Here is a 23,870-nt window from a genome sequence, read left to right as displayed (position 1 = left end):
CTAGTTCTTCACGATCTCGATCGCGGACACCTTGGGCTGGTCCACCGTCGAGACAAGCGAGATGTTCAGCGTGCCATCCACGACGGAAACCGTGTTGGTGGTCGTGTAGGCGGTCATCGGGGCGACCTGGGCGTTGAGGTCCAGGTTCACGATCTCCGTGGTGCCGCCCTCAAAGTTCACTGAGAACACCCGCTTGCCAGTGCCGCCCGTGCCGCCGCCGGTGGCGCCGTGGTAGATCTCTGCGAAGTGCATGGTGACGCTGTAGCCACCGGACCCCGCAACGGGAATGGCGTAGTTGATGGTTCCCGGGGACGCAGTGGTGCTGCGCTCCGTGAGGTAGAGCACGTCGTCGGTGGTGTTGGCGATCTGGGTCACCGCGCCGTTGGTGTATGTCTTGGTATTCACACCCGTGACGTACGGGGTGTCAGCGACCCACGTGTTGCCGCCCGTCGTCACCGTCGGACCGCCCGCATTGATGCGGATCGCCGGCTCGTCGACGGCTGAGGTGTCGATAGCCGTCGCGGCTCCCGGAGTGGCATTGCCCGTCGCGTCGAGGGCGACGATCCGGTAGAAGGTGGCCGCGGCACTGGGCGCCCCGGTGTCGCGGAACGAGTTGCCCGTGACGATGGCCGTGCCGCTGGCCGCGGTCCAGGGCCCGGACACGAATGCGGAGCGCTCGACGCGGTAGCCCATGAGGTCGGCATCGGTCGACGGAGCCCAGGTGAGGTCCACGCCGCTGCTGTCCGCCTCGCCCGTGGGCGCCGCGGGAGCCGCGGGAGCCGTCGCGTCTGGGGTGACGGGCAGCACGTTGGTGACGAGGTAGACGTTGTCCTGGAAGTCACAGTTAGTCGGGCCCACCCCACACTGGCTGACCGAGCCCACGTAGTCGTGACCCACCCACCAGGACCCAGGCACCACGTCACCGTCGACGTCCTTGAACGGCCAGGTCTTGACCGCCATGTAGTCCGTGCGGTTGGTGGACTGCCCGGCCACAGCCATATCGAACGTGGCAGCGGGGTTGTTGATGGTGAGCGTGACGGGGTTGCCGGCGCCGGTCTTGGGGAACAGCGACTGGGCGTCGAGCCCCGTCATCGACACGGAGCTGCTACCGATGCGCAAGGTCTCGGTGCCGCCCTGGCCGTGGAATGAGGCGAGCTGCACCGCCTGTACGGGCTTAGACGAGTCGAGCCGCTTCCATAGCGTGGAGCGCACCTCTTCGCCGTTGAGCGGGGAGCCGTGGTTCTCCGAACCGTTGCCCAGTCCCAGGTCCTCGGCACCGACGAAGGTGTCGCTCTTGAAGAGGTCGACGATCTGGCCGAGGCTCAGTTCACTGCCGCCCTCGGGCTGCGCCATGTATCCGGCGCGAAGCTCGATGGGGGTCTGCGCCGCACCCACGGAGCTCGACGCCACTGTGAGAGTGGCGGACCGGATGCCCTTGGCGCCGCCCGAACCGATGAATTGGACGGTGAGGTCCTGAGACTCGCCGGGCTCGAGGATGAGCGGCAGCGTGGGCGCGTCAACCAACTGGAACTGGCCCGCCTGGCCACCGCCCAACGTGAGCGCGGTAATGCGCAGGTCCTTGGCGCCCGTGTTCTCGACCTCGACGGTCGCGCTGTCGTAGGTCCGGTACAAAAGTGTGGGCGTCTCGCCGGTCGACGTGGTGCCGCTGTTCATGCGGTGCATGGTGAGTACATCGTCGTAGAGCCCGGGGATCGGCTCGCCGTTGGGCTGGTGAGGAATCTGCGTGTTGGTGAGCTCGAGCATGCCGCCGATGTCAAGCACGGTGAAGGTGATCGTGCGGGTCGAAACGCGGTCCTCGGAGTCGGTCACCTCGAACACCACCTCGTACTCCCCCGGCTCGTCGAGCGTGAAGGGCTCGGTGTAGTCGACGGGAGTGGTGCCGTCGATCGAGTACGTGAACGACGCGATCGTCGCACCGGTTGCCGCGAGCGCCTGGGCCTCGACCTCGACCACGCCGCCGTCGTAGGCGTCAGCGATGGCCGCACCGTTGCCAGAGATACTCAGGCTCGGCGCGCTCAGCGCAGTTCCGGCGATAGTGACCCAGTTGACCTTGGTGTTGATACCGGTCGGGGTCAGCGTGAGCTTGCCGTCGCTGACGAGCACCTCGGCGCTGCCGCTCGCGAACGGCGTCCCCGTCGTGGGCGTGAAGCCCTCGATGAGCGGCTCGCCCTCGGCCGCGAGGCCATGGACCGAGTCGGTGTACTCGCCGTCACCCACGGATGCGGTGACGGTGTAGGTGCCGTTGGCGAGGGCGTACTCCCAGGTGCCCACGGTGCCGTCGGTGATCGTCGAACCCGTAGTCGTCACGTTCTGCATAAGGATCAGGCCCTGCTGCAGCGGGTTGCCTGTGGGAGTGGCGCGCAGGCGCGTCATGGACGAGCGGTCGAATGGCGCGCCGTCGACGAGCCAGCCGTAGCCCGTGGTGTCGTTGTACGCCGCACCGGTGTCCGCCGACCATCCGGCGGGGACGGTGGCCGTCGACGGGCGGAACGTGACCTGCGCGGTCGTGGTGGGCTCGCTGGGCTCAAGGGCATCACCCTTGATGGATACCCAGTTGATCTTGGTGTTGCCCTCGGTCGCGTTGTCCACCACGTCGGTGTAGTCGGTGGAGACGGTCAGGCGACCGTCGGTGACCTCCACCGTGCGCACACCGGTTTGGAACGGGGTGGTCGTCGTGGGTACGAATCCGTTGATGATGGGCTGGCCCTCGACGTAGACACGGTGCGTGGAATCGAGGTAGTTCGCGTCACCGACGGACACCGCGATCTCATACGTGCCGTTAGGCACCTCGTACTCCCAGTAGCCGTCCGTGTAGGCCGGCTGCGTGACGTTGTCGAGGAACGAGTAGGTCTTGAGGCGCTCATCGCTGGGGTAGGCGATTCCGCTCAGGGCTCCCGTGCGGTAACGCGTGGCGACCGTGCGGTCCACCGGCTGGTCGTTCGCGGCGTTGACCCAGCCAAAGCCTCGCTCAGAGCTGAAGGCCCCGCCCGTCTCCGCGGTCCATCCGTCGGGGACAGGGGCCGATGCGGGCTGGAAGTTGACCTTGACCTGAGCCCCATCCGACGGGTCGTCTCCGCCGGGGTCCGTCACCGTGAGCGGCACGATGTCGATGAAACCGATCTTGGTGTTGGTGCCCCCGATCGGGTCGATGGTGAGGTGCTCATCGGTGACCTCGATGGTTCGCGTTGAGATCTGGTGGTGCGTATTCGTACCCGCAGCGCCCGTGGGGCTGAACGGGGCGATGACGTTGACACCTTCGGCATTGATCACGTGGACCTCGGGGTCGCTGTTGACCGCGGGGTCACCCGCGCCCACCGTGACCTCGTACTCGCCATTGGGCAGTTCGATCTCCCAGTAGGCATCGATCTTGGTCCCGTTGAAGGTGGCCGGGATCGACTCCGGTTGCATGTGCATGATGCTGTCGAGGCGCATGTCGGGCTGGCTGGTGCCGCGGTCGCGGCCGTTGCCCGGCGTGGTTCCTCCGACGGAGATGTCGAGGTCGACCTCCGTGTCGAGGTCCTTCCAGCCGTACACCAGACCACTGCCCTGGTCGCCGCCCATACGAGGGCCATACGCCTGGCCATAGTCACGGATGTAGCCGGCCGCGAGATCGCCCGATGCGGTGGTGAAGTCGACCTTGATGGCGTCGCCACCCGAGCCGGTGTCCGTCACGGGCTTGATGCCAGAGACGAGGAACACGTAGTCCTGGTAGTCGCCGTTGTCGGCGTCCTCGAAGGCCAGGATGTAGGTGTTGGCGATGCGCACTCCGTTGCGGTTCTCCGCCGGGTAGATGCGTGCGCGGTGTGCGCTACCGGCCGGGGTGTTGAGCCGGTCCTCCGTGAAGCCGTAACGGGTGAAGTACGGCGAGTAGTAGTAGAAGCCGAACTCGTCAGTGCTGGGGTTGAAGGACAGCGTCGATCCGGCTGTGGCGGGGGGCAGGAGCGACTGGTAACCGCCTGACTTGGTACCGTCCATCTCGCCGAGCGCCACACGGTCAGCGGCGCTGCCGTCTCCCGTGTACCAGCCGAAGCCGACGGTGTCCGCAGGTGCGTACTGCGCCAGCGGCTTCCAGGTGACGGGGCCAGTGCCGGACTTCGTGAAGAGAGGCTCAAGCACCTCGTCACCCTTGGCGAGCGGGCTCATCCCGCCTGCCAGGTTGGTCCAGCCCACGTTGACCTCGTAGCCGAGCGTGCCGAGGACCTGGTCGAGCGTGGGCTCGTATCCGCCCTGGATGCCGACCATGGCGAGGCCGTACAGCGGCACCGTCGCGGTCGACTCTCCGCCCGTCACCACCAACTGCGCGGACCGCTCTCCTCCCGTGGTGCCGGGAGTGAAGCGCACCGAGAAGGTGGCCGATGCTCCGGGTGCGAGGGTCGACGGAACGGTCCCCTGGATCGAGAACTCGCCGGCGTTGGCGCCGGAGATGGCCGCCGCGAGGCTTTGGTTCTCGGTGGACTCATTCGTCAGGGTGATGCTTTCGACATCCGTGCGGTGCGCGGCCGTCGAGTCGACCAGGTCCCCGTTACTCGTGACGGCCGAGAACACCAGCTCATCCTTGTTGGAGGTGACCTTTGCAGCCCGCTGGCTAGCGGGGACCCGTAGGAGGAACAGCGCCTGCGAGCTTCCCGCACGGTCGTACTGGTTCACGTAGAGGTTGCCGTTGCGGGTGTCCTCCACCACCTCGAGCGGGTCGTTGAAGCCACCCACGCCGCCGATGGTGCTGTTCGGGACGCCGGTGATGCCGACCTCGGTCTGTGCACCCAGGATCTTGCCGGTGACGGGGTCGGCCTGCAGGAAGATGAGGTCGTTGTTGTTCGAGAAGCGCACCACGATGATGCGGTTCTCGAGCTGACCGCCGAACGTCTTGCTCTGGTACTCGAGGGTGCCGTTGGGGCTCTTGTTGTACTCGAAGTCGTAGGCGACGCCCTTGTAGTGCGACTCGGGAAGCGTGCCCGAGGGGTACTTCGAGCCGCCCTGTCCCGCCCACTGGGGCGGGTTGGCCGGGTCGTTACCCTCGTGCAGCACAAACTCACAACGCGTGGGGTTCGGGTGGCCGTAGTAGCCGCCCTCGACCACGTCATACAGGTGGTCGCGCTGGGTCGGGTGGTTAGAGATCGCCGGCACCGAGCGCGGCGTGTAACTGGGGTCGCGCTCCTCGCGTGCGAGGCACGCGGCGGTGACGTCCTGGCCGTTCACCGAGCTATAGCCGGGGATACCCGATGCGGCGACACGCGTCCACGTGTTGGTAGCTGCGTTGTAGTTCACACCGGGGCTGTTACCTCCACCGGCGGTGCCATTGGTGGACACGTAGATGTGACCGTTCGAGTGATACGTGAGGTCGTACGCGTTGCGGATGCCGGTCGCGTAGATCTGCAGCGCGGCGTCCTCTGCCCACGGGTTGTAGGGGCTCGCGGGGTTGTAGCCGTTGCGAGAGTCCTCGCCCGAGTTGCCCGACGGAGCCGTCTGAACCAGCAGCGGGTTGTCACCCTCGGCATCGGCCACCGCGGCCTGCACTCGCGGGTGGTCCGTGTCGAAGTGGAGCAGTGCGGCGGTGAGCAGCTGCTCGCCTCGCTGACCCCATGAGTTGTCGAGGTCACCCGCAGCCTGGTTCGAGCCCTGGAGGACGTAAATGTCGCCGCCGGGGCCATAGACCATGGAGTTGGTGAGGTGGTCAGACTGGGATCGAGGCAGACCTGTGAAGATCTTCTTCTCGTTCTCGAGGTTGGGGCCACTGAGCATGCTGATGCCACTGATGAACTGGTTCTGTTCGTTGCCCACGTTGGCGGACGTCTTTGTCACCCACACCCGGAGGTCGCCCGCGGTGCTGGACTCGTCGAAGAGCAGGCCGATCATCGCGTACCCCTGGTAGCCCAGGTCGGTCATGTTCGACAGGGCACCCGTCTCCTCATTCACATCGAAGCGGAACAGACCCTGTCCGATGGTGGTGCCGTACAGGCGCTCGTCCGGGCCGAAGGTGAAGGAGGCCCAGTACTTGTTGACGTTCGGGAGGTTGATCTGCACCTTCTCGAAGGCCACGTTCGTCAGCGGCGTGAACTCCTCACCGCCCACGATCACGCCGTCGCCGGTCGTAAAGATCGACGTAAACGGCACGAACGGGAGCCCGAAGAGGTCCTTGACCTCGGCGCTCACGGTAAAGCGGTACGTCGTGTTCGGCGCGAACTCACCGTCCGGGTCGAAGTTGATGGTGTCGTTGCCGCCCGAGGTGTTCACGGAACCGGGCACCTCCGCGCCCGTGGCCACGTTGAAGACCTTGACGTTGCCCGGCATGGTCGTGTCGTCCACGCCGCCGCCCGCGTGAACGCGAGCGAAGGTGGCTGCGACACCTCCGGTGACGTCGGCGTCGGTGGAGCGGTTGAGCGGGTTCACGACATCGATGTGGGGGCGATCCACCTCGAGGCCCACGATCTCGACGTAGGCCATTTTGGTGTTGAACCCACCCCGGGCGTCGATGGTGAGGCGGCCGTCGTAGACGCCCACCTCCGTGGTCACGGTCTCGAACTCGTCGGCCGCCGAACCCTGGAACCCTTCGATGGCGACCGACCCCTCGACGTTGATCACGTGGAGGGAGTCATACTCGGTGGCACCCATCTGGTCGCCCACGGCGACGGTCACCTCGTAGAGGCCGTCGGGAACCTCGATCTCCCAAGTGCCGGGCGTGTGGACGCCGTTGGTGCCGTTGCCGCCGTCCACGTCGCCGTACTGCATGTGAATGATCGTGTTGAGGTTCGAGTCGATACCCGCGCGGGCACGGTCACGGCCGTTACCCGCGAGGGACAGCTCGTGGCCATCGGCGTCGACCCACCCGTAGGTGAGGCCCTCGCCCTGGGTGGACCCCGTGCGCTCGCCGTAGGCCTGACCCCAGTCGGCCACGTAGCCTGCCTGCGGCACGCCTCCGGTGGCGAGGAAGTCCACGCTGATGTCGGTGGTGTTGGGCACGCGCGGTGTCGCGTAGACCTCGTTGGAGGGATCTGAGGCGTTGTCCGACGAGTCGACGGCGACAACCTGGTAGAAGTACGTGGTGTTGTTGTCGACCATGGTGTCGGTGTACGTGGACTCGGTCACGAGTTCGGAGCCCGACACGACCACGTTACCGGTGTGCGCGCCGGTCTCAAGCGACCGGTAGACCCGATACCCGGCGAGGTTGCCCGCCGATACCGCGTCCCAGGTCAGGGTGACCTCGGCATCGTCGACCGTGGCCGCGAGGTTCGCGGGCGCCGCGGGCGGCTCCTCGTCACCCACGATGATGCCGGGGGCCTCATTGGAGGCGACCGACTCGTTGCCCGCGGCGTCAACGGCGGTGGCGATGTAGAAGTACGCGGTGTTCAGCAGGGCACTGGTGTCCTTGAAACTAGTGCCGATCACCGGAGTCGCCGTCAGCAGCACACCCGTCTCAGGCGTGACGCCCGGCGCCACACCGCGGTACACGTTGTATCCGGCGACGTCGTCCGAGGTTGAGGCGAGCCACTGCACGGTGAGTCCGTCAGCAGCGTTGGCGATGTTGATCACGGTGGGCGCAAACGGAGCCGTGGTGTCTGTGCCGTCGGGGCTCTCCCAGTCCACGGCGATGGCTGCTGCGCTGCCGCGCTGCACATACTCAACGACGATGTCGTGCAGCCCGGCGTCCAACACGACGTCCACGCTCGTGCTGAGACCACGGGTCCACTGGTCAGACTCGTAAACCACGGCCCCGTCGACGAGCAGTCGCGCCCCGTCGTCGTGGAGCACGGAGAACGTGTAAGTCCCAGCCAACTCGGCATCGAGCTCGCGCTCAAAGCGTGCCGAATAGTAGGTCGCAGGGACGCCAGCGAGGGGAGAAGTCCCTGCGGGAAGGCTTCGGTCAAGGTCGTCCAAGCACTCCGAGGCGATCGGCAGGCCCTGCAGTTCCGCGCCCAGGAAGTACGAGCCCGTCCACTCCGCTGCCGAGCACACACCCGTCGACAGGACGTCCCAGTCGACGACCAGTTTCGCCGTGTTGTACTCCTGGAAATACTCCACCATCAACGTGTGGACGCCCTCCGCGAGCGGAACGGCAACGCGCTTTGTCACATCTCCGCTGGACTTCACGAAAGCGTCGAACACCACTTCACCATCGACGAGGAGTCGGGCGCCGTCGTCGTGCATCAGAGAAAAGACGTAGGTCCCAGCGTCATCCACGATCAACTCGCGCTCGAAACGTGCTGAGTAGTTGTACGCGGCGACTCCCGGAATCGGGGACTGTCCCTTTGCGAGGCTTCGGTCGATCTCGGTGGCGCACTCGGACGCTACTGGCTCACCCTCGAGAGAGATTCCCGCGAAATACGTCACTGACCACTCGGCAGACGTGCACGTACCGCGAGGAGCGGGCTCCCACCCGACCACGAGCTTCGCACTCGCCCACTTCTGCGAGTATTCAACTTCGACGACGTGCTCGCCCGCGTCGAGATCGACTACCGCCTGGGCTCCGCGATCACCGCTCGACACGGTGAACTGGTCATAGACCGCCTCGCCATCGACCAAGATCCGAGCGCCGTCGTCGTGCACGATCGAAAAGACGTAAGGTCCTGCCTCGGCAATATCGACGGTCCGCTCGAACCGCGCCGAGTAGTCATACGAGCGCACGCCATCCATCGGCATCTCACCGCGCTCGAACGACCGGTCAATGTCGGTCACACACTCTGAGGCGATCGCATCGCCTTCTAGCGCTGTTCCCGCAAAATACTCAACAGTCCATTCGTCCGCTGTGCACTCCGTCGCCACGTCCACGGCCCAGCCCACGGTCAGCTTCGCCTGCGCCCATTGTTGGAAGTACTCGATGACGAGCTCATGTTCACCAGCGTCGAGCGCCACTGGGACGAACCGGGTCACGTCACCGTTGGACTTCACGAACTGGTCGTAAACCACCTCACCGTCGACGAGCAGTCGCGCGCCGTCATCGTGAGCGAGTGAGAAGACGTACGACCCTGCTTCGGCGATGTCGACCGTGCGCTCGAACCGCGCCGAGTAGTCATACGAGCGCACGCCATCCATCGGCATCTCACCACGCTCGAGGGCTCGATCGATTTCGGTCAAGCACTCCGACCCGATCACTTCGCCCTCGAGCGCCGTGCCGGCAAAGTACTGCACGGTCCACTCCCCGGCGAGGCACTCGCCAGGCTCGACATTCACGTCGACCGTCGCGTTCGCCGCCGCGGACGGGACTGACGTGAGGTCGTCCTCGCCGACCGCGATCACGACGTAGAAGTACTCGGTGCCAGGCACCGCGGTGGTGTCGTCGAACTCGAGCTCGATGATCGCGCTCTCGCCAGACAGCGGCGTCACGTCCGTCGACACCTCGCTCGAGGTGCCACGGAAGACCTGGTAACCCTCGGCATCGGCCACCGCATCCCACTCGACCAGGATGCTGTCGGCATCGGCCGTTGCCGTCACGTTTTCGGGTGCCGCCGGGGCTACCGCCTCGGCGGGAATCTCCACCGACTGCTCCGGCGCGGCCCCCGAGGTCGGTGCCGTCGTCGACTCGGCCACCACCGTGTAGTAGTACGTCACGCCGGGCTCGACGGTCGAGTCGGTGTACGTGGTCCCAGTGACAGCCTCGCCGTTCAGTGGAGAGTCGAGGGCCACGGGAGTGGTCTCGCTACGGAACACCTGGTACCCCTCGGCGCCGTCGACGGCGGTCCAGGTCAGGTCGACCGACGCCTCGTCGGCGCCAAGCGTCGCCGTGAAGTCGGCAGGTGCCACGAGCGGTGCCGCCTCGACCTCGTAGATCTCGACGAACGACAGCTTGGTGTTGACACCGCCGGTCGGGGCGACGGTGAGCTTGCCGTCGGTGACGTCGACCTCGACCACACCCTGCTCGAAGTACAGCGGCGCGGCTCCGTTGAACCCGTCGATAGCGGTCTCGCCCTCGACGACCACCGTGTGGCTGCTATCGAAGTTGCCGTCGCTCGTGTCACCCGCGGCGACCACGACGGCGTATGTGCCATTCGGGACGTCAAGCTCCCATACGCCCTGCTCGGAGTTCACTCCGTTGGTGGGTAGAGGGTCCAGGGGCCCCGTGGTCGACTGGCCGTACTGCATGTGAATGATCGAGGTCAGGCGCCCGTCGGTGATGCCGTTGGTGTTGCTCCTGACGCGAGTGTTCGGACCGAAGTTGAAGGGCGTCCCGTCGTCGGCGGTGATCCAGCCGAATCCGGCAGCGACACTGTAGGGGGCTCCGTTGTCGCGGGTGTAGCCGTCCGCGAGCGCACCGGCTTCGGTCGTGAAGTCGTACTTGCCCACCAGGTCACCGTCGGGTGCCGGGGTTTCGACCGTCGGCGTCAGTATCCCCGTCAGCGACTCGTTCCCGGCTTCGTCGACAGCGTGGACGGCGTAGACCCACTCCTGCCCGACAAACACGCGCGTGTCGGTGAATGTCGTCCCCGCCACCAACTCATCGCCGCTGAGAAGGTTCGCCGCCACCGCATCGACCGGAGAGGCTGCCGCGCGGTACACGCGGTAGCCCTCGACGTCGTCGTCAACGGATGGAGTCCAGGTCAAAGCAGTCGAGTCGGGCTCGGCATCGACCGAGAGGCCCTCGGGAGCCTCCGGCGGCACGGTGTCGAGCTCCACGACGGAGAAGTCAGCGAACCCAAACGGGACCGGCGTGGTGAGCGAGTCCATGTTGCGACGGGTGGCGAAGACTCCGCCGAAGGCCGTCGTCGCCGGGTCTGACGTCGCCTCGGGAAGGAGGCTGCCGTCCGCGAAGCTCGCGGGAAGCCCCACCTCGCCCAGCTCGACGGTAGCGGCCGCACCGATCGCGTAACTTGCGCTCGCCGTGCCCGTCACGGCATCGAGGGTCAGGGTCAAGGTGACCGGTGTCGCATCGGTGATCGGCACATTCGCCGACGTCACCTGGTCGTCGGTGGGAGCCGACGTGTCCATCGCCCCGCCGATCTCACGCGCCAACTGGACCTGACGGCTCGTGCCGGAGGTGAGCACCACGAGCTTGACGTAGTTGTCGTCATCCGGACCGAACCAGAGACCACCCTGTGCGGAGTTGGTCGCGTTGCTGGGCACCGACACCGTCGTCGTCAACTGAACCTTCGCCCCTGCCGAGGCCAGCGGGACACCGAAGGCGTTGTCCTGGGTGTTGCGGAAGCGATCGGTACCGGAGGGTCCTTGGGTGATGTACTGGATTCCCTTCGTCGCATCGATGACGAGGCTCCCGCCAGCGAGGCTCACGAATTGAGGGAGGTAGTAGCCCTGATAGAGGCCACCTGGGTCCGCACCACCGGTGCCGGTGGTCTGCTCTGAGGTCGAGGGCTGCACCATCGTGAAGCCAATGTCACCGCCCAGCGCGCCGACCCCCGCGTGCAGCCCCTCTTCCGTGCCGTCAAACGTGAGCGAGACGTCATTGGTCGCGACGAGCTCGTCGAGCGGAAGAGGCGAGTACGAGGAAGGCCACGTGCTCACATCCGGGTCATACGTGAAGTCATGCGCCGAGGCGGCGGGAGCTGTGACTCCCGTCACAAGCAACGCCAGCGCGGTGATCGCCGCGGCGTTCCACCACGCGTGATGCGACATCGAACGGTGGGTTCCGGCGTGAACAGGCGTGCTCTTCGACATTCCACTAGCCCCTCAGTAGTGAATCGTCCGGATCTCAACGGCGAGACCGGCTACCACATCAACCACACAACCAGGCGTGACATACGTCACGTGTCGCTGTGATGTTCGTCACAGTAACTGCTCTGTTGAGGTTCAACAACCCGAGCAGGAGAACTTTTCGCGAACTTGTGACAAAGATGCAAAGCGGCGTACGGGGGCAAACATCACAAAAGGTACGCCCGGCGAGAGCCGTGCCCCAGCGGGCACAAAACAGGCGGCGCCCCACTCACGAGGAGTGAGGCGCCGCCTGGCGTGCGAAGAGCGTGCGTCTAGCGCTCGTTGGGGTAGACCACGCCAATCTGGGCGCGGATCTCGTCCATGATGCGCATGAGCTCGAGCGACTCGTCAAGGGTGTGTAGCGGCGACTCGGTCAGGCCGGCAGCGACGCCGCGGGCGACCTCGGCAGCCTCCCACTGGAAGCCGTTCTCGGCGCGACCGTCGTAGGTCCAGCTGGTGCCATCGAGACGGCGCACCGTGAAACGCGTGGGGTTGTAGAAGGTGCCCTCAATCTCGATCGCGCCCGCGGTGCCGCCGATGTGCGCCTGGCACGGGGTACGCCCGGCCATGGTGGTGGTGAGGCTCGCCTGCGCGGTGGAGTAGTCGAAGACCATGGAGACCTGGGCGTCGACGCCGGCATCGGTGAGGCGGCCCACCGCGGTGATGCCGTCCGGTACCCCAAGGATGTCGTGGGCGAAGGCGATCGGGTAGATACCCAGGTCGAGAAGGGCACCACCAGCGAGGTCCGCGCGCGCCATGCGGGGGATGTGAGCGATGGGTTGGCCGTGGTCCGCCTGCACCGAGACAACGTCGCCGATCTCGCCGCGTGCGATGGCCGCACGCAGGGCATACATGTGAGGCAGGTGGCGGGCCCACATGGCCTCCATGACGAAGACGCCCTTGGCGCGGGCAGCATCCACGATCTGCTGGGCCTGGGCCTCGTTCTGCGTGAAAGCTTTCTCGACCAGCACGTGCTTGCCAGCGTTGATCGCGAGGATCGCAGGCTCATGATGGTTGTTGTGCGTGGTCGCGACGTAGACGATGTCCACCTCGGGGTCCGCGACCAGCTCCTCGTAGGAGCCGTAGGCCTTGGCGATGCCCTTCTCGTCGGCAAACGCCTGGGCGCGCTCCACGCCGGAGGCTGCCGCGACGGCGACGACCTCGGACTGGGTGTACTGCGTGACGGCGTCCGCGAGCTTGCGGGCGATGCCTCCGGCTCCGAGGATTCCCCACTTGTATCCGGGGGCGGCCATCGGGTCACGGGCGGTAAAGGGCTGCGTTGCACTCATGGTTCGAGACTAGCCACCCCACCGCGAAGGCTCCAACAAAGTCCCCGCGAAGCCGCCCGCGGTCGCGCGCCCGCGCGGCGCCGCCACCCATCTGAACTGTCACCGTGTGCGAACCTCAAGCATGTCCAGAACCGACCCCATCCGCATGCTCGGAAGCGCGGCCATCGCCGGCGCCGTGGCATGGGTCGCCATCATCGCGGTGCTCCACCTGCTACGCCCGGACCTGGCTCCCGGTGACGCCTACATCAGCAATTACGCCCGCGGCGACTGGGCATGGTTCATGCGGCTCGCGTTCTTCCTCAATGCGGCAGGCTGGGCGGCCGCCGGAGAGGGGCTGCGTCGCACAGTGCCAGGCCGGGCGGGGATCTCGCTCGCCGTCCTAGCGTGGCTGGGCGCCCTGGGCCTCGTTGTAGCTGGGGTGTTCCGCGCCGACCCGCTCGGCTCCCCCACGGTCAGCGTCGAGGGCTGGCTTCACTCTCGCGGCGCGGGACTCGCCTTCATCACCCTCATCGCCGTGGGGTTCGTCGGGTGGAGAACCTTCCGTGCCACCGACGTGTGGAGCGGGTGGACGGGGGTGTCGCTCGCCTACGGCATGGTCGCGAGCGGCCTCCTCGCCGTCTATCTCGCGTGGCCCGAGGTGGTCGGCGATGGGTTTGGGTGGTGGCAACGCGCGTTAGCCTTCGCCCTCATCCCGGGCTGGCTCGCGGCACTCGGGGCACGGCTCAGCAATGAGCCCTCGCGCGCCACGGACGAATAACACGAGATATCCGCAACTATCCGGCGGAGTCGATTTCCGGGAGCGAGGGGACGCCCTCCACCACCGCGATGTCGGAGAGCACCGCCGTGCCCGCCTGGTCGCCGTCGGCATCCGAGTAGATCAGCCGGGCCTCGTAGTCGCCTTCCGGGATCAAGTCGGGCGAGCCGCAGTCCCAGACCTGGCTCAGGGCCACGAACCATCCAGCGTCGTCGTGCGGGAGGTCGTCCCGCTCCGACCAGGCGGCATCGAACACCCACCGGTCCTCGCCGGACGAGAGCACCAGCCGCGCCGGTTCGCGGCCGAACTCCTCGACCGCGAACGTGGCATCGGGCCCGAGCGGCGCCGGGTAGCCACCCACCAGAGCATCGTCGCCGTACCCATACAGTCGACCGGTCTCCACGGTGCTCGGGATAGGCGCGAAGGCCCCGGTTGAGGTGTCCCCCACACCATCGTCTGCCGTGGCTTCCGCGGCATCCAGGGTCGCCTCGCAGGTGAAACCGCCTAGCAGCGTGACGACTTCCGCGGTCGCGAGGTCCTCGATGTCGAGCTCCCGCACGCCGCCCTCCCACTGTCCAAGACCCGTGTACTCAATGTCTCCGGCGCTCACCACAAACTGAGCGCCGACCGTGCCGTCGGCGAAGGTCCCCTCGATCAGGACCTTGGGGGTGAAGGTGTCGTCATTGCCGCTCACCCAGTCGCCGAACGCGCCGCAGTCCCCCGGCTGCGGCGTGTACACGACCGCCTGCACGCCATCGATGCCGACCGGATCGAGACGACCCACGATCTCGTCACCACGAAACAGCATTGGGTATGCGGCGTATGTCAGTCCGGCATCGGCCTCAACGGTGACCACGAACCGATGCGCCTCGTATCCCACCCACAGCGTCGATGGCTGCTCCACCACGCTCTCGTCGTCGGCGAGCGTCTGCGACACTGCCGCCACGTCGGCGTCCGTCGCGCCCTTGTCATACCAAGTGGCGCCCTCCTCGAGCCGCCCTTCGGCGCCGCAACGAAGGTCACTGGTGTCGACCGGTTGCGCGCCGTTATCGACTGCGCCCTGCGGCACGGCATCGGTCGACGGGGTCGTCAGCGGACCCTCCTCCACATAGTTCGACGGCTCGGTCGAGTCCGCGGCGAGAACGGCAAGCCTGGTACGCGCGCTCTCACCCGTGGTGCCCCACGCCTCCACCAGCACCACATCGCGCACGTCGGTCGCGCCGTTGAATTCGATGTCGTCGGACGCGCCGCCACAACGCGTGGGCTCCGGCGCCGACAGCGACGACCCTGTCGACCAGCCGTCGCTCACGCTGTGACCCGACGTGGAGCTGCCCACACCAACCACCACGTCGCCCACCATCGCCACAGCGGTCGCAGTGATCGAGGAAGCGCCGCCTCCCACACTGACCTCCCACTCAGCGGTCGTTCCGGCTGACTCAGCCGCGTGGAGCCGGGCGAGCAGGAACACGCCTCCGTCAGGCATTGCGCTGCTCAGCGAATACCCGCCCGCCTCGACATCGATGACGTCGCCGCAGACGACGGCAGAGTCGCCCGCCAGCGAGAAGGGAGCGCTCGTGTCGACCGGCGTGGTGCCGTCCACCTGATAGAGGTAGGGATCAGCCTCGGGGCTCCCCACTGCAGGTGTCGGCGGCAAAGTCCCCGCCGGTCCCACCGACGCCGCACCACCGAACGGCACCCAGCTCCACACTCCAACGGCCACGAGCGCCACACCCGCGACCACACCTGCACCCCCAAGGACCCGCGAGCGGCGTCCGCGACGCACCCGTGCGCCCAGACCGTCCGCTACCTCGGCAGAGGCGAGGCGCCCACGGGAGCCTGCCGTCGCATCGGCCCCGATCCTGCCCAACTCCTCGTGAAGGTTCATCGCCGCTCTCCCTTCGCCACGACATCGGCCCGCTCGTCGATCACCAGGTCAGCGCCCACCACTGTTGCCATCCGGTCCAGGGCCTCGGACAGGTAGCGCTTGACAGTGCCCGTCGCGAGGCGCATCTCGTGCGCCACCTCTGCGACCGGCAGGTCGTCGAAGTACCGCAGCACCACCGCGGTGCGCTGGCGAGGACTCAGGGCGGCAAGGCCGCGGGCGACGGCATCCGAGGCCGCCACTGCGTCCGCGTGATCAGGAAGCTCGCCGGCGCCCACCAACCCCGGCGCGACGTTCCGCCACCGCGCCTCGCGCCGCAGCCGGTCCACATGAAGCGTACGCATCGCCGCACGGACGTATCCCTCGGCCGCCGCCGCATTGGGGAGCCGACGGCGCCGCACGAAGACCTTCACGATCGCGTCCTGCACCAGGTCCTCGCCCGCATGCTGCGACCCGGTCAGCAGGTACCCGTACGCCGCGAGCCGGCCGGAGGCGCGCTCCAGTAGGTCCGTCAGCAAGGCATCGTCAGCGCTCACCGCACCCCCTTCGTCGGCATATGAACGGCCGATGCCGCACTTGGGTTGTGGCCGACGCCCCCTTTTTCTTTAGTCGACCAGGGCGATCTCGCCGGCGTCCACCCACGTGGTCAAGTACCCGTAGCCGTCACTCACGAGCCCCTCGACGTGTTCGCCGTCGTACTCAATCGAGAGCAGCGCTCGGTACGTTCCGGCCTCGGGAAGGGGCCATTCGCCGCACGTGGCCGCCATGTGGTTGGCCATGCCGACAAGCTCGGCGCGGTTCCCACTGGCCATGTCGATCAGGAAGTCCACCTGAACGGGAGTGGCCGAGACGAGTGCGCCGGTGGCCGGGTCGAGCAAGAACAGCTGCCCTTGCTGCGTCCACGAGGACCACTCGCCACTGGCTTGCTGTTCCTCGTCGAGGCTCGACCACCACTCGTCGCCCGTGACGGCTCCGCGCGGCAGGGTTGTGGGCAGCGACACGTCCGCCACCTCGGTAGGGACCACGGGCATATCGACGCCGTCACCCGCGACCGCACGAGCGTTCGCTACGCACGGCGCTTGGAGACGCACCCCACTGGCGGCCGATGACAGGGCGACGCCGGTGTCCGCCACCAGGTCCCTCACCTCGGCCGCGGTCGAGCGGTGCGGCACCTGTGGAAACTCCCGTGCCGCGGCTACTTCGGCATCCTCAATCTCCTCGGGGGTTGCGGGCTCCAGGGCGGTGGTGAGCCCCGCCTGATCGAACCCAGGGAACTCCACCATGGTCCCGTCGAGCCCTGCGGCGTCGGTATTTGTCAGCAACGGTGTGCCGTCTTCGTCCCTCACCTGCACAAACGTATGCAGGCTGGTGGGCAGATCCGGCGCGAGATACGGATAGCCCTCACTCGCCCCCAGCGTCCCTAGGCACGAGGGTTCCATCTGAGACATGTACGTGATCGAACTGCGGTCCTCAGCTGCGTCATAGACCGGCACGGGAGAGTCGAAGCTCCACTGACCGGTCTCGAGCACCGAAAGGTCGACCGGCCACGCAGCTGTCGCGCTGATGAGACGACCGCCCGACACCATGTAGGCCACGGCATCGACGTCGTACAGGGCATCACCGTCCCAGCTGACGGTGATGGCGGTCATGACGCTGGTGAGGCCCTGTTCGGGGTCCTCGGCGAGGGAGACTACGCCGTCGTGCCCGGTCTCAGTGATGGTGAGCTCGGCCTCCCACGTGAGTTCCAGGGGGCGGGCGACGATCTCGATCCCGAGGTCGCGCACCTCGTCAGATGCGATCACCACGCCGGGTTCGCCGAACGGCACGTAAGGCTCTGGGTTCATGCTGGCGCCGCAGTACCCACCCACACGGTCGTCGAGGCGCATGATGAGCGCCTCGCCCACGGTGCCATCCGCGGCCGCCATGCTCTCCAACGGTTGCTCGGGACGCAGAGTCAACGCGGAGGCAGCGGCGGCCACGATTGCCACGCACGCCGTACCGGTGCGGACGGTCGTGCGGCGCCGGCGCCGGCGGGAGGCAGTGGCCACGTCGACGGCAAGGGCGTCGGGGCCGGCAAGGCTGTCGGTGATCGCACCGGCCGCACTCTGGCCCGCCGCGTCGAAGGCGTCGCGTGCGTCGCGCATCACGCGGACCCCGTGATGAAGGGGCCATCGACGATCGCGATGTCGCCCAGGTCGTACCAGGCGACCATGACGCCCGCAGCCTCGGTCGGGACCGGCATCGAGGGGTAGTCGAACACCGCTGTCGAGTTGTCCTGGTCGACAACGAGCGCACGATACGTGCCGGGCGTGAGCTCATCGACGTCCTGACAGCCTCCTGCCCCGCCGTACGACGAGATGCGAGACACCTCATCAGGAAGCCCCTCGCTATCGAAGGTCCACTCGAGATCCAACGGAGCCTGCGCAACGAGAGCACCGTCAGAGTCCAGGAGGTAGAGCGCCAAGGAGTCCACCGCCCAGCTGCCCTCAAGGGGTGTGTCCGGCGCCTCCCACACCGTCCCGCCGCGCAACCCTTCAAGAGCAAGTTCGCCCGGGAAGTCGCGCAACCATGCGATCTCGCCTAGGTCTGCGGTGGCGGGGATCACGGACAGGTCGGCCCCGTCCCACTCCAACTGCGCCGCCACGTCCTCGCAGCCAGCGACGAGCCGTGCACCGGCGCCGGCCTCGGCGAGAGCCGTTCCTTGCTCCCGTACCTGATCCCGGACCTGTGCCAGCAACGACGGTGTGGGCACGATGAGCGGGCGGGCGTCGCGTTGTTCGGCGGCCTCTGCCAGCTCCTCGGGGCCGGGCGGCGTGAGGTCGATCGTGTCGCTGAGGTCGGCGTAGCCCTGAAACTCGATCGTGGTGCCGTCAAGGCCCGCCGCGTCGATGAACGTCGCCAACGGTTCGCCATCCTCGGAACGCACCTGCACCGCTGTATGGATCTCGGCGGGTAGGTCAGGGGCAAGGAAGCTATCCATGCCGGCCGACGTCTGGTCGTCGCCCAAGCAGTACGGAACCAGCGGTGACACAAACGTGACTGTGCTGCGATCGGTCGCCGGATCGTACCGGGGCAGCCATGCTGCGGACGAGTAATCCCACGCCCGGCGCAGGTCGCGCGGGGAACCGTAGACCGGGCTGATGGCACGTCCGCTCGCGACGAGTTGGGCGCCTGCGTCGACTTGATACAGCGCATCCCCCGTCCAGCTCACCTCCAGCGCGACACTATGGCCGTTTGCTTGGCTGTTGTAGGTGGTGGATTCGTCGACGATAAGCGCGCCCGGCTCGATGGCGGCATCCTCGAATTCGTAACCGATGTCGTCGTACCTCAGGATTCGACCTTCGACCCGAATATCGTCGTCGCGGACGTTGTCGGAGGCGATGGTCACGCCGCGTTCCGCTCGGGGCAGGTACGGGTCCGGATCCGTCGTGGGATAGCACCACTCGCCGCCACTCCAGCTCGCCCTTCCCCCGTTCCAGGTGGGTTCCATCACCCGCATGTCCCGTACCACGCCGTCGGCGCTCGTGCCCGCGGGCAGTGGCGGTTCGGGACGCAGAGTCAACGCGGAGGCAGCGGCGGCGACGATTGCCACGCACGCCGTACCGGTGCGGACGGTCGTGAGGCGCCGGCGCCGGCGGGCACTCGCGGCGATGTCGGCCGACACGATCTCGGGGTCCGTGAGCGTCTGGGTGATCTGTTCGGCGGCGCTGTGGCCGGCGTCCTCGAACGCATCGCGTGCGTCGCGCATCAGCCGACTCCCGTGACGACCAGGCGCTCGACGTCCTGCTCGCTGGTGCCGAGCGTCGCGGCCAGCCGAGAGCGGCCCAACGCAAGCAGTTCGATGACCTCGTCGCGACCCAGCCGCATGGCGCGGGCGATCGCACGCGCGTCCCGGTCGCACCGATAGTGAAGCGCCATGGCAAGCCGGATGTCGTCGGGCAGGGCAGCGATGGCGAGGTCGAGGTCAGAGAGAGGTTCGGGCGGCTGGGTTTCGGCTTGCGGCGCCTCGGCAGTGCGCTCGTCCGCCGGTTCTGGCGACGGCGGTGGGAAGTGCGGCTGAGCGGCTACCGGCACGGTCGCCGCGTCTACAGTCGGAGACACAGGAGCGACACTCGATGACGGCGGGGCATACGGGTTATGACCGCCAGCTGCCTCCGGCGCGAGTGCTGGTGGGGCGGGCTGCACGGACGCCGATTCCGGCGCGGCGGGAGGGGCAAAGGCCGAGGGGGCCGCGTCACCCTCACTCGGGGCGGACGGCTCATTGGCTTCCCCCGAGCGCCACCGCTCACACGCGACGACCGCGAGCGCGTCACGCATGCGCGACTTCAATCCGCGTGAGAGACGCCAACCTCGAGCCACGGCACGCGGCGCCGCGGCGCGCATGAGCGCCGTTCCCCCCTCGACCGAACCGGCCAGCGCGAACGCCAGACCGGCCAGCGCCGGGTCGCGGTACAGCGCCGTGACCGCGTCTTCCACCCTCGTCATCGGACCCCCTGGCGGCCACCCTAGACGACCAACCTCACCACCGGCCAGCACCCGCCGCCGTCCGCACCACAAACTCGGCGGGGACCCACCGCATCACACGGGGAACGCCCGCCCCACCGGTGGACACGGAGGAAATTGTGGTGTGCAGGGAGGATGGCCCGAGAGCGCACCGCGGGCGTAATCTGGAATTACAGGCAACCTCGAGAGGGGGCCGTCATGGAGGCAACGACGCTCTCCCCCCGCACCACCGGTCGCGTGCCGCTCTCCGTTGCGGCCTTGGGGTTAGCGGGCATGTACACGGCGACCATCTGGGTCGCCGTCGCCATCGCGATGCACGTGGTGCGCGACGACCTCGACCCGTGCTGCTCCGCCATCGGCGACTACGTGACAGGCGACCTCGAATGGCTCATGCAGGCCGGCTTCGCGATCGTCGGGTTCGGCTGGATGGGCGTGGGCATCGCGCTGCGCCGCGCTCTCCACGGCATCCCCGGTGCGCGGGTGCTGCGCGGCATGCTCCTCGTCGTCGGCACCGGCCTGGTCTTCGCCGGAGTGTTCCCCATCGACGACGCCATGCACACGGTGGGCGAGGTCGCCGCCTGGGCCGGGCTCGTCGCCTTCGGCGTCGCGGCAGCCATGACCTTCGCCCGCACTCCCACGTGGCGCCGGCTCGCAACACCGCAGGTCATCCTCGCCGTCACAGTCCTCGCCCTCGACGTCGCCTCCATGGTGTGGGAGGCGCAGGTCGGCGATGGCTTTGGCTGGTGGGACCGCGCGCTCACCGTCGCCGCGATGCCGGCCTGGCTCGCCCACCTGGGCTGGACCCTGCAGCGCGCAGCGAGCAGGCCACCGCAACACTCCTAGCCACCCGGGTCGGTTTAGCCCGCGGTTGGGGCTCTTGACGACCTATGTGGCACATGCGACGGTCGCACGTGTCACATCAACCCCACAGGTCACAGCTGTGGGCCAAACCGACGCGGGGGGCGGTGCTACTTCTTCTTGGGTGCGGCCTTCTTCGCGGGAGCCTTCTTCGCCGCCGGCTTGCGAGCAGCCGTGCGCTTCTTGGCCGGACCCTTGGATCGCTTGTCGGCGATGAGCTCGAAGGCGCGGGCCTCGTCCACGCCGTCCACCTCTTCGCCGCGCGGGATGGTCGCGTTGGTCTCCCCGTCGGTGACGTACGGACCGAACCGGCCGTCCTTGATCACCACCGGCTTGCCGGACACGGGGTCGTTGCCGAACGCCTTGAGCGGCGGCGCCGCGGTGCGGCCGCGGCCACGCTTGGGCTGCGCGTAGATCGCCAGCGCCTCCTCAAGGGTGATGTCCAGCAACTGCTGCTCCGACTCGAGCGTGCGCGAGTCCGTGCCCTTCTTGAGGTACGGACCGTAGCGGCCGTTCTGCGCGGTGATCTCCTCGCCGTCCTCGGCGGTGCCCACCACGCGAGGCAGGCTCATGAGCTTCAGTGCGTCCTCGAGCGACACCGTCTCGAGGTGCATGTCCTTGAACAGCGACGCGGTCTTGGGCTTGCCCTTGGCGTCCTCGGGCAGCACCTCGGTCACGTACGGGCCATAGCGACCGCCCTTCGCGACAATCTCGTAGCCCGACTCGGGGTGCTGGCCCAACGAGCGCTCGTCCCCACCCTGGTTCGCAAACAGCTCCTCGGCGACGGCCACGGTCAGCTCGTCGGGCGCCAGCTCCTCGGGGATCGACGCGCGCTGCTGCTTGCCGTCCTTGTCACGCTCGATGTAGGCACCGTAACGACCGTTGCGGGCTGCGATGCCGTCGCCGATCTCGAACGTATTGACGGCGCGCGCGTCAATCTCGCCCAGGTTGTCGAGCAGCTCGCGCAGGCCTTCCTGGGCTGCGCCGTCGCCGCCGAAGTAGAACTCGCGCAGCCAGTCCTTCATAGACCGCTCACCCGAGGCGATGCGGTCGAGCCCGGCCTCCATCTCTGCCGTGAACCCGTAGTCCACCAGGGACGGGAAGTGCTCCTCGAGCAGGCCCACGATGGAGAATGCGAGCCACGTGGGCACCAGCGCACGCTTGTCGATGCGCACATAGCCGCGGTTGATGATGACGTCCACGGTCGACGCATACGTCGACGGACGGCCCAGCTTGCGGTCCTCGAGCTCCTTGATCATCGCGCCCTGCGTGTAACGCGGCGGCGGGTTGGTCGCGTGGGTGAGGGCCTCGAGGTCGGACGCGTCCAGGGCATCCCCCGCGGCAACCTGCGGCAGGCGCGAGTCACCATCGGCGGGCTGCTTGCCCTCGTCATCGTCGTAGCGAGCCTTCTCGGTCGACTCCACGTACAGCGCACGGAAACCGGGTGCCGTGAGAATGGTGCCGGACTTCGTGAACTCGACCCGGTGCCCGCCGGACGACTGCGCCCCGACGGTGATGGTCGAGGTCGTGCCCACGGCATCGGCCATCTGCGATGCAAGGGTGCGCTTCCAGATCATCTCGTACATACGGAACTCATCGCCGCGCAGGCGGGCGCGCAGCGAGTCCGGGGTGCGGAACTTGTCTCCCGCGGGGCGGATCGCCTCGTGCGCCTCCTGCGCGTTCGAGTCGGCGGAGGCGTAAATACGCGGCGACGCGGGCACGGCATCGGGGCCGAACAGATCGATCGCCTGCGAGCGTGCGGCCTTGATGGCCTCGCTCGACAGCACCGGCGAATCCGAACGCATATAAGTGATGTAACCCTGCTGGTACAGGGCCTGCGCGACACCCATCGCCTGACGAGCACCCAGTCCCAGCTTCCGCGACGCCTCCTGGATCAGCGACGACGTGATGAACGGCGCGGCGGGGCGCTTCTTATAGGGCTTGGAGGAGACGTCGACCACGGAGAACGCGGCGTGCGCGAGGCCCGCGGCGATCGCGCCGGCCTCGCCAGCGGTGACGTGGTGCACCTTGTCGGAGGTGAGCACGCCGCGGTCGTCGAAGTCCTTGCCCGAGGCGACCCGCTTACCGTCGACCTTGGAGAGGCGGCCCACAAAGGTGACGCCGGCATCGGCCCCCTGGGTGGCCGTGAAGCGGGCGGTGAGGTCCCAGTATTCGGCGGACTGGAAGGCCATGCGCTCGCGCTCGCGGTCCACGACCAGGCGCAGCGCGACGGACTGGACGCGGCCCGCGGACGAGCCCTGGCCCACCTTGCGGCGCATCACGTCGGACATATCCCAGCCGTACAGGCGGTCGAGGATGCGGCGCGTCTCCTGCGCCTCCACCATCTCCATGTCGATCTCGCGCGGCGCGGCCAGCGCACGGTTGATGCCCTCGCGGGTGATCTCGTGGAAGGCCAGGCGCTTGACGGGAACCTTGGGCTTCAGGACCTCAAGCAGGTGCCACGCGATGGCCTCTCCCTCGCGGTCCTCATCAGTGGCGAGGTAGAGCTCGTCGGCGTCCTTGAGCTTCTTCTTGATGTCGCTCACGATCTTCTTGGAGCGCACCGACACCTGGTAATAGGGGTCGAAGTCGTTGTCGATGTCGACGCCGTACTTGCCGTAGGGGCCCTTCTTGACCTCCGCGGGCATCTCCTTGGGCTCGGGGATGTCACGAATGTGACCCACGGACGACACGACCTCGTACTCGGAGCCGAGGTAGCCGCCGATCGTGCCCGCCTTGGTTGGCGACTCGACGATGACGAGCTTGTGAGCCATGGATGCCTGCCTAAGATCGTTGAGGGGAGAGTGTCGCCGCCTGTCAAGGGGCGCGAGACGCTCACAGAATACATACGGGTGAACGGGTGTCCACCGGCGGCGGTTCCGCAGCCGGCCATGGCGAGGGTGCCGAGTAGCATCGCGACCATCAC

General features: G+C 67.2%; 10 protein-coding genes. 2 read left to right on the top strand and 8 right to left on the bottom strand.

Annotation, left to right across the window (positions count from 1 at the left end):
- Together B7K20_RS00275 and B7K20_RS00270 are read right to left on the bottom strand one after the other, a co-directional pair.
- On the bottom strand, positions 1 to 11,580 hold the full coding sequence (locus tag B7K20_RS00275; protein WP_159449261.1) for a PA14 domain-containing protein: 11,580 nt from the start codon (positions 11,578 to 11,580) through the stop codon (positions 1 to 3).
- 350 nt (positions 11,581 to 11,930) lie between these two features.
- Positions 11,931 to 12,947 carry a Gfo/Idh/MocA family protein gene (locus B7K20_RS00270; RefSeq protein WP_084099514.1) on the bottom strand — a complete coding sequence of 339 codons (1,017 nt, stop codon included), beginning with the start codon at positions 12,945 to 12,947 and terminating at the stop codon, positions 11,931 to 11,933.
- A 121-nt stretch (positions 12,948 to 13,068) separates the two neighbouring features.
- Between B7K20_RS00270 and B7K20_RS00265 the strand changes: the two genes are divergently transcribed.
- Entirely contained in the window at positions 13,069 to 13,704 is a 636-nt protein-coding gene (locus tag B7K20_RS00265) for a DUF998 domain-containing protein (RefSeq protein WP_084099513.1), read from the top strand.
- 16 nt (positions 13,705 to 13,720) lie between these two features.
- On the opposite strand, the gene B7K20_RS00260 is transcribed toward B7K20_RS00265, so the two are convergent.
- The 5 genes from B7K20_RS00260 to B7K20_RS00240 all read right to left on the bottom strand — a co-directional run bounded on the left by B7K20_RS00260 (position 13,721) and on the right by B7K20_RS00240 (position 20,068).
- A complete protein-coding gene (locus B7K20_RS00260; RefSeq protein ID WP_144018441.1) occupies positions 13,721 to 15,586 on the bottom strand; it encodes a hypothetical protein in 1,866 nt (621 codons plus the stop codon).
- On the bottom strand, positions 15,583 to 16,119 hold the full coding sequence (locus B7K20_RS00255) for a sigma-70 family RNA polymerase sigma factor (protein WP_159449260.1): 537 nt from the start codon (positions 16,117 to 16,119) through the stop codon (positions 15,583 to 15,585). The genes B7K20_RS00260 and B7K20_RS00255 overlap by 4 nt, the downstream gene beginning before the upstream one ends.
- A gap of 69 nt (positions 16,120 to 16,188) precedes the next feature.
- A complete protein-coding gene (locus tag B7K20_RS00250; protein WP_084099510.1) occupies positions 16,189 to 17,727 on the bottom strand; it encodes a hypothetical protein in 1,539 nt (512 codons plus the stop codon).
- Complete coding sequence (locus B7K20_RS00245) at positions 17,727 to 19,331, bottom strand: hypothetical protein (protein WP_084099509.1); 1,605 nt, start codon at positions 19,329 to 19,331, stop codon at positions 17,727 to 17,729. The genes B7K20_RS00250 and B7K20_RS00245 overlap by 1 nt, the downstream gene beginning before the upstream one ends.
- On the bottom strand, positions 19,331 to 20,068 hold the full coding sequence (locus B7K20_RS00240) for a hypothetical protein (protein WP_084099508.1): 738 nt from the start codon (positions 20,066 to 20,068) through the stop codon (positions 19,331 to 19,333). The genes B7K20_RS00245 and B7K20_RS00240 overlap by 1 nt, the downstream gene beginning before the upstream one ends.
- A 216-nt stretch (positions 20,069 to 20,284) precedes the next feature.
- On the opposite strand from B7K20_RS00240, the gene B7K20_RS00235 reads away from it, so the two are divergent.
- Positions 20,285 to 20,929: a DUF998 domain-containing protein gene (locus tag B7K20_RS00235; RefSeq protein WP_159449259.1), complete on the top strand. Its 645-nt coding sequence runs from the start codon at positions 20,285 to 20,287 to the stop codon at positions 20,927 to 20,929.
- A 125-nt stretch (positions 20,930 to 21,054) separates the two neighbouring features.
- Here the strand turns inward: B7K20_RS00235 and topA are convergent, their stop codons facing one another.
- Positions 21,055 to 23,718, bottom strand: a complete 2,664-nt coding sequence (gene topA, locus B7K20_RS00230) for a type I DNA topoisomerase (protein ID WP_084099506.1) — start codon at positions 23,716 to 23,718, stop codon at positions 21,055 to 21,057.
- Positions 23,719 to 23,870 lie beyond the last annotated feature (152 nt).

This window comes from Demequina sp. NBRC 110051 (assembly GCF_002090055.1).
Classification (GTDB): domain Bacteria; phylum Actinomycetota; class Actinomycetes; order Actinomycetales; family Demequinaceae; genus Demequina.
The sequence above is the reverse complement of the archived record's forward strand: the minus strand, read 5'-3'. Positions and strand labels throughout refer to the sequence as shown.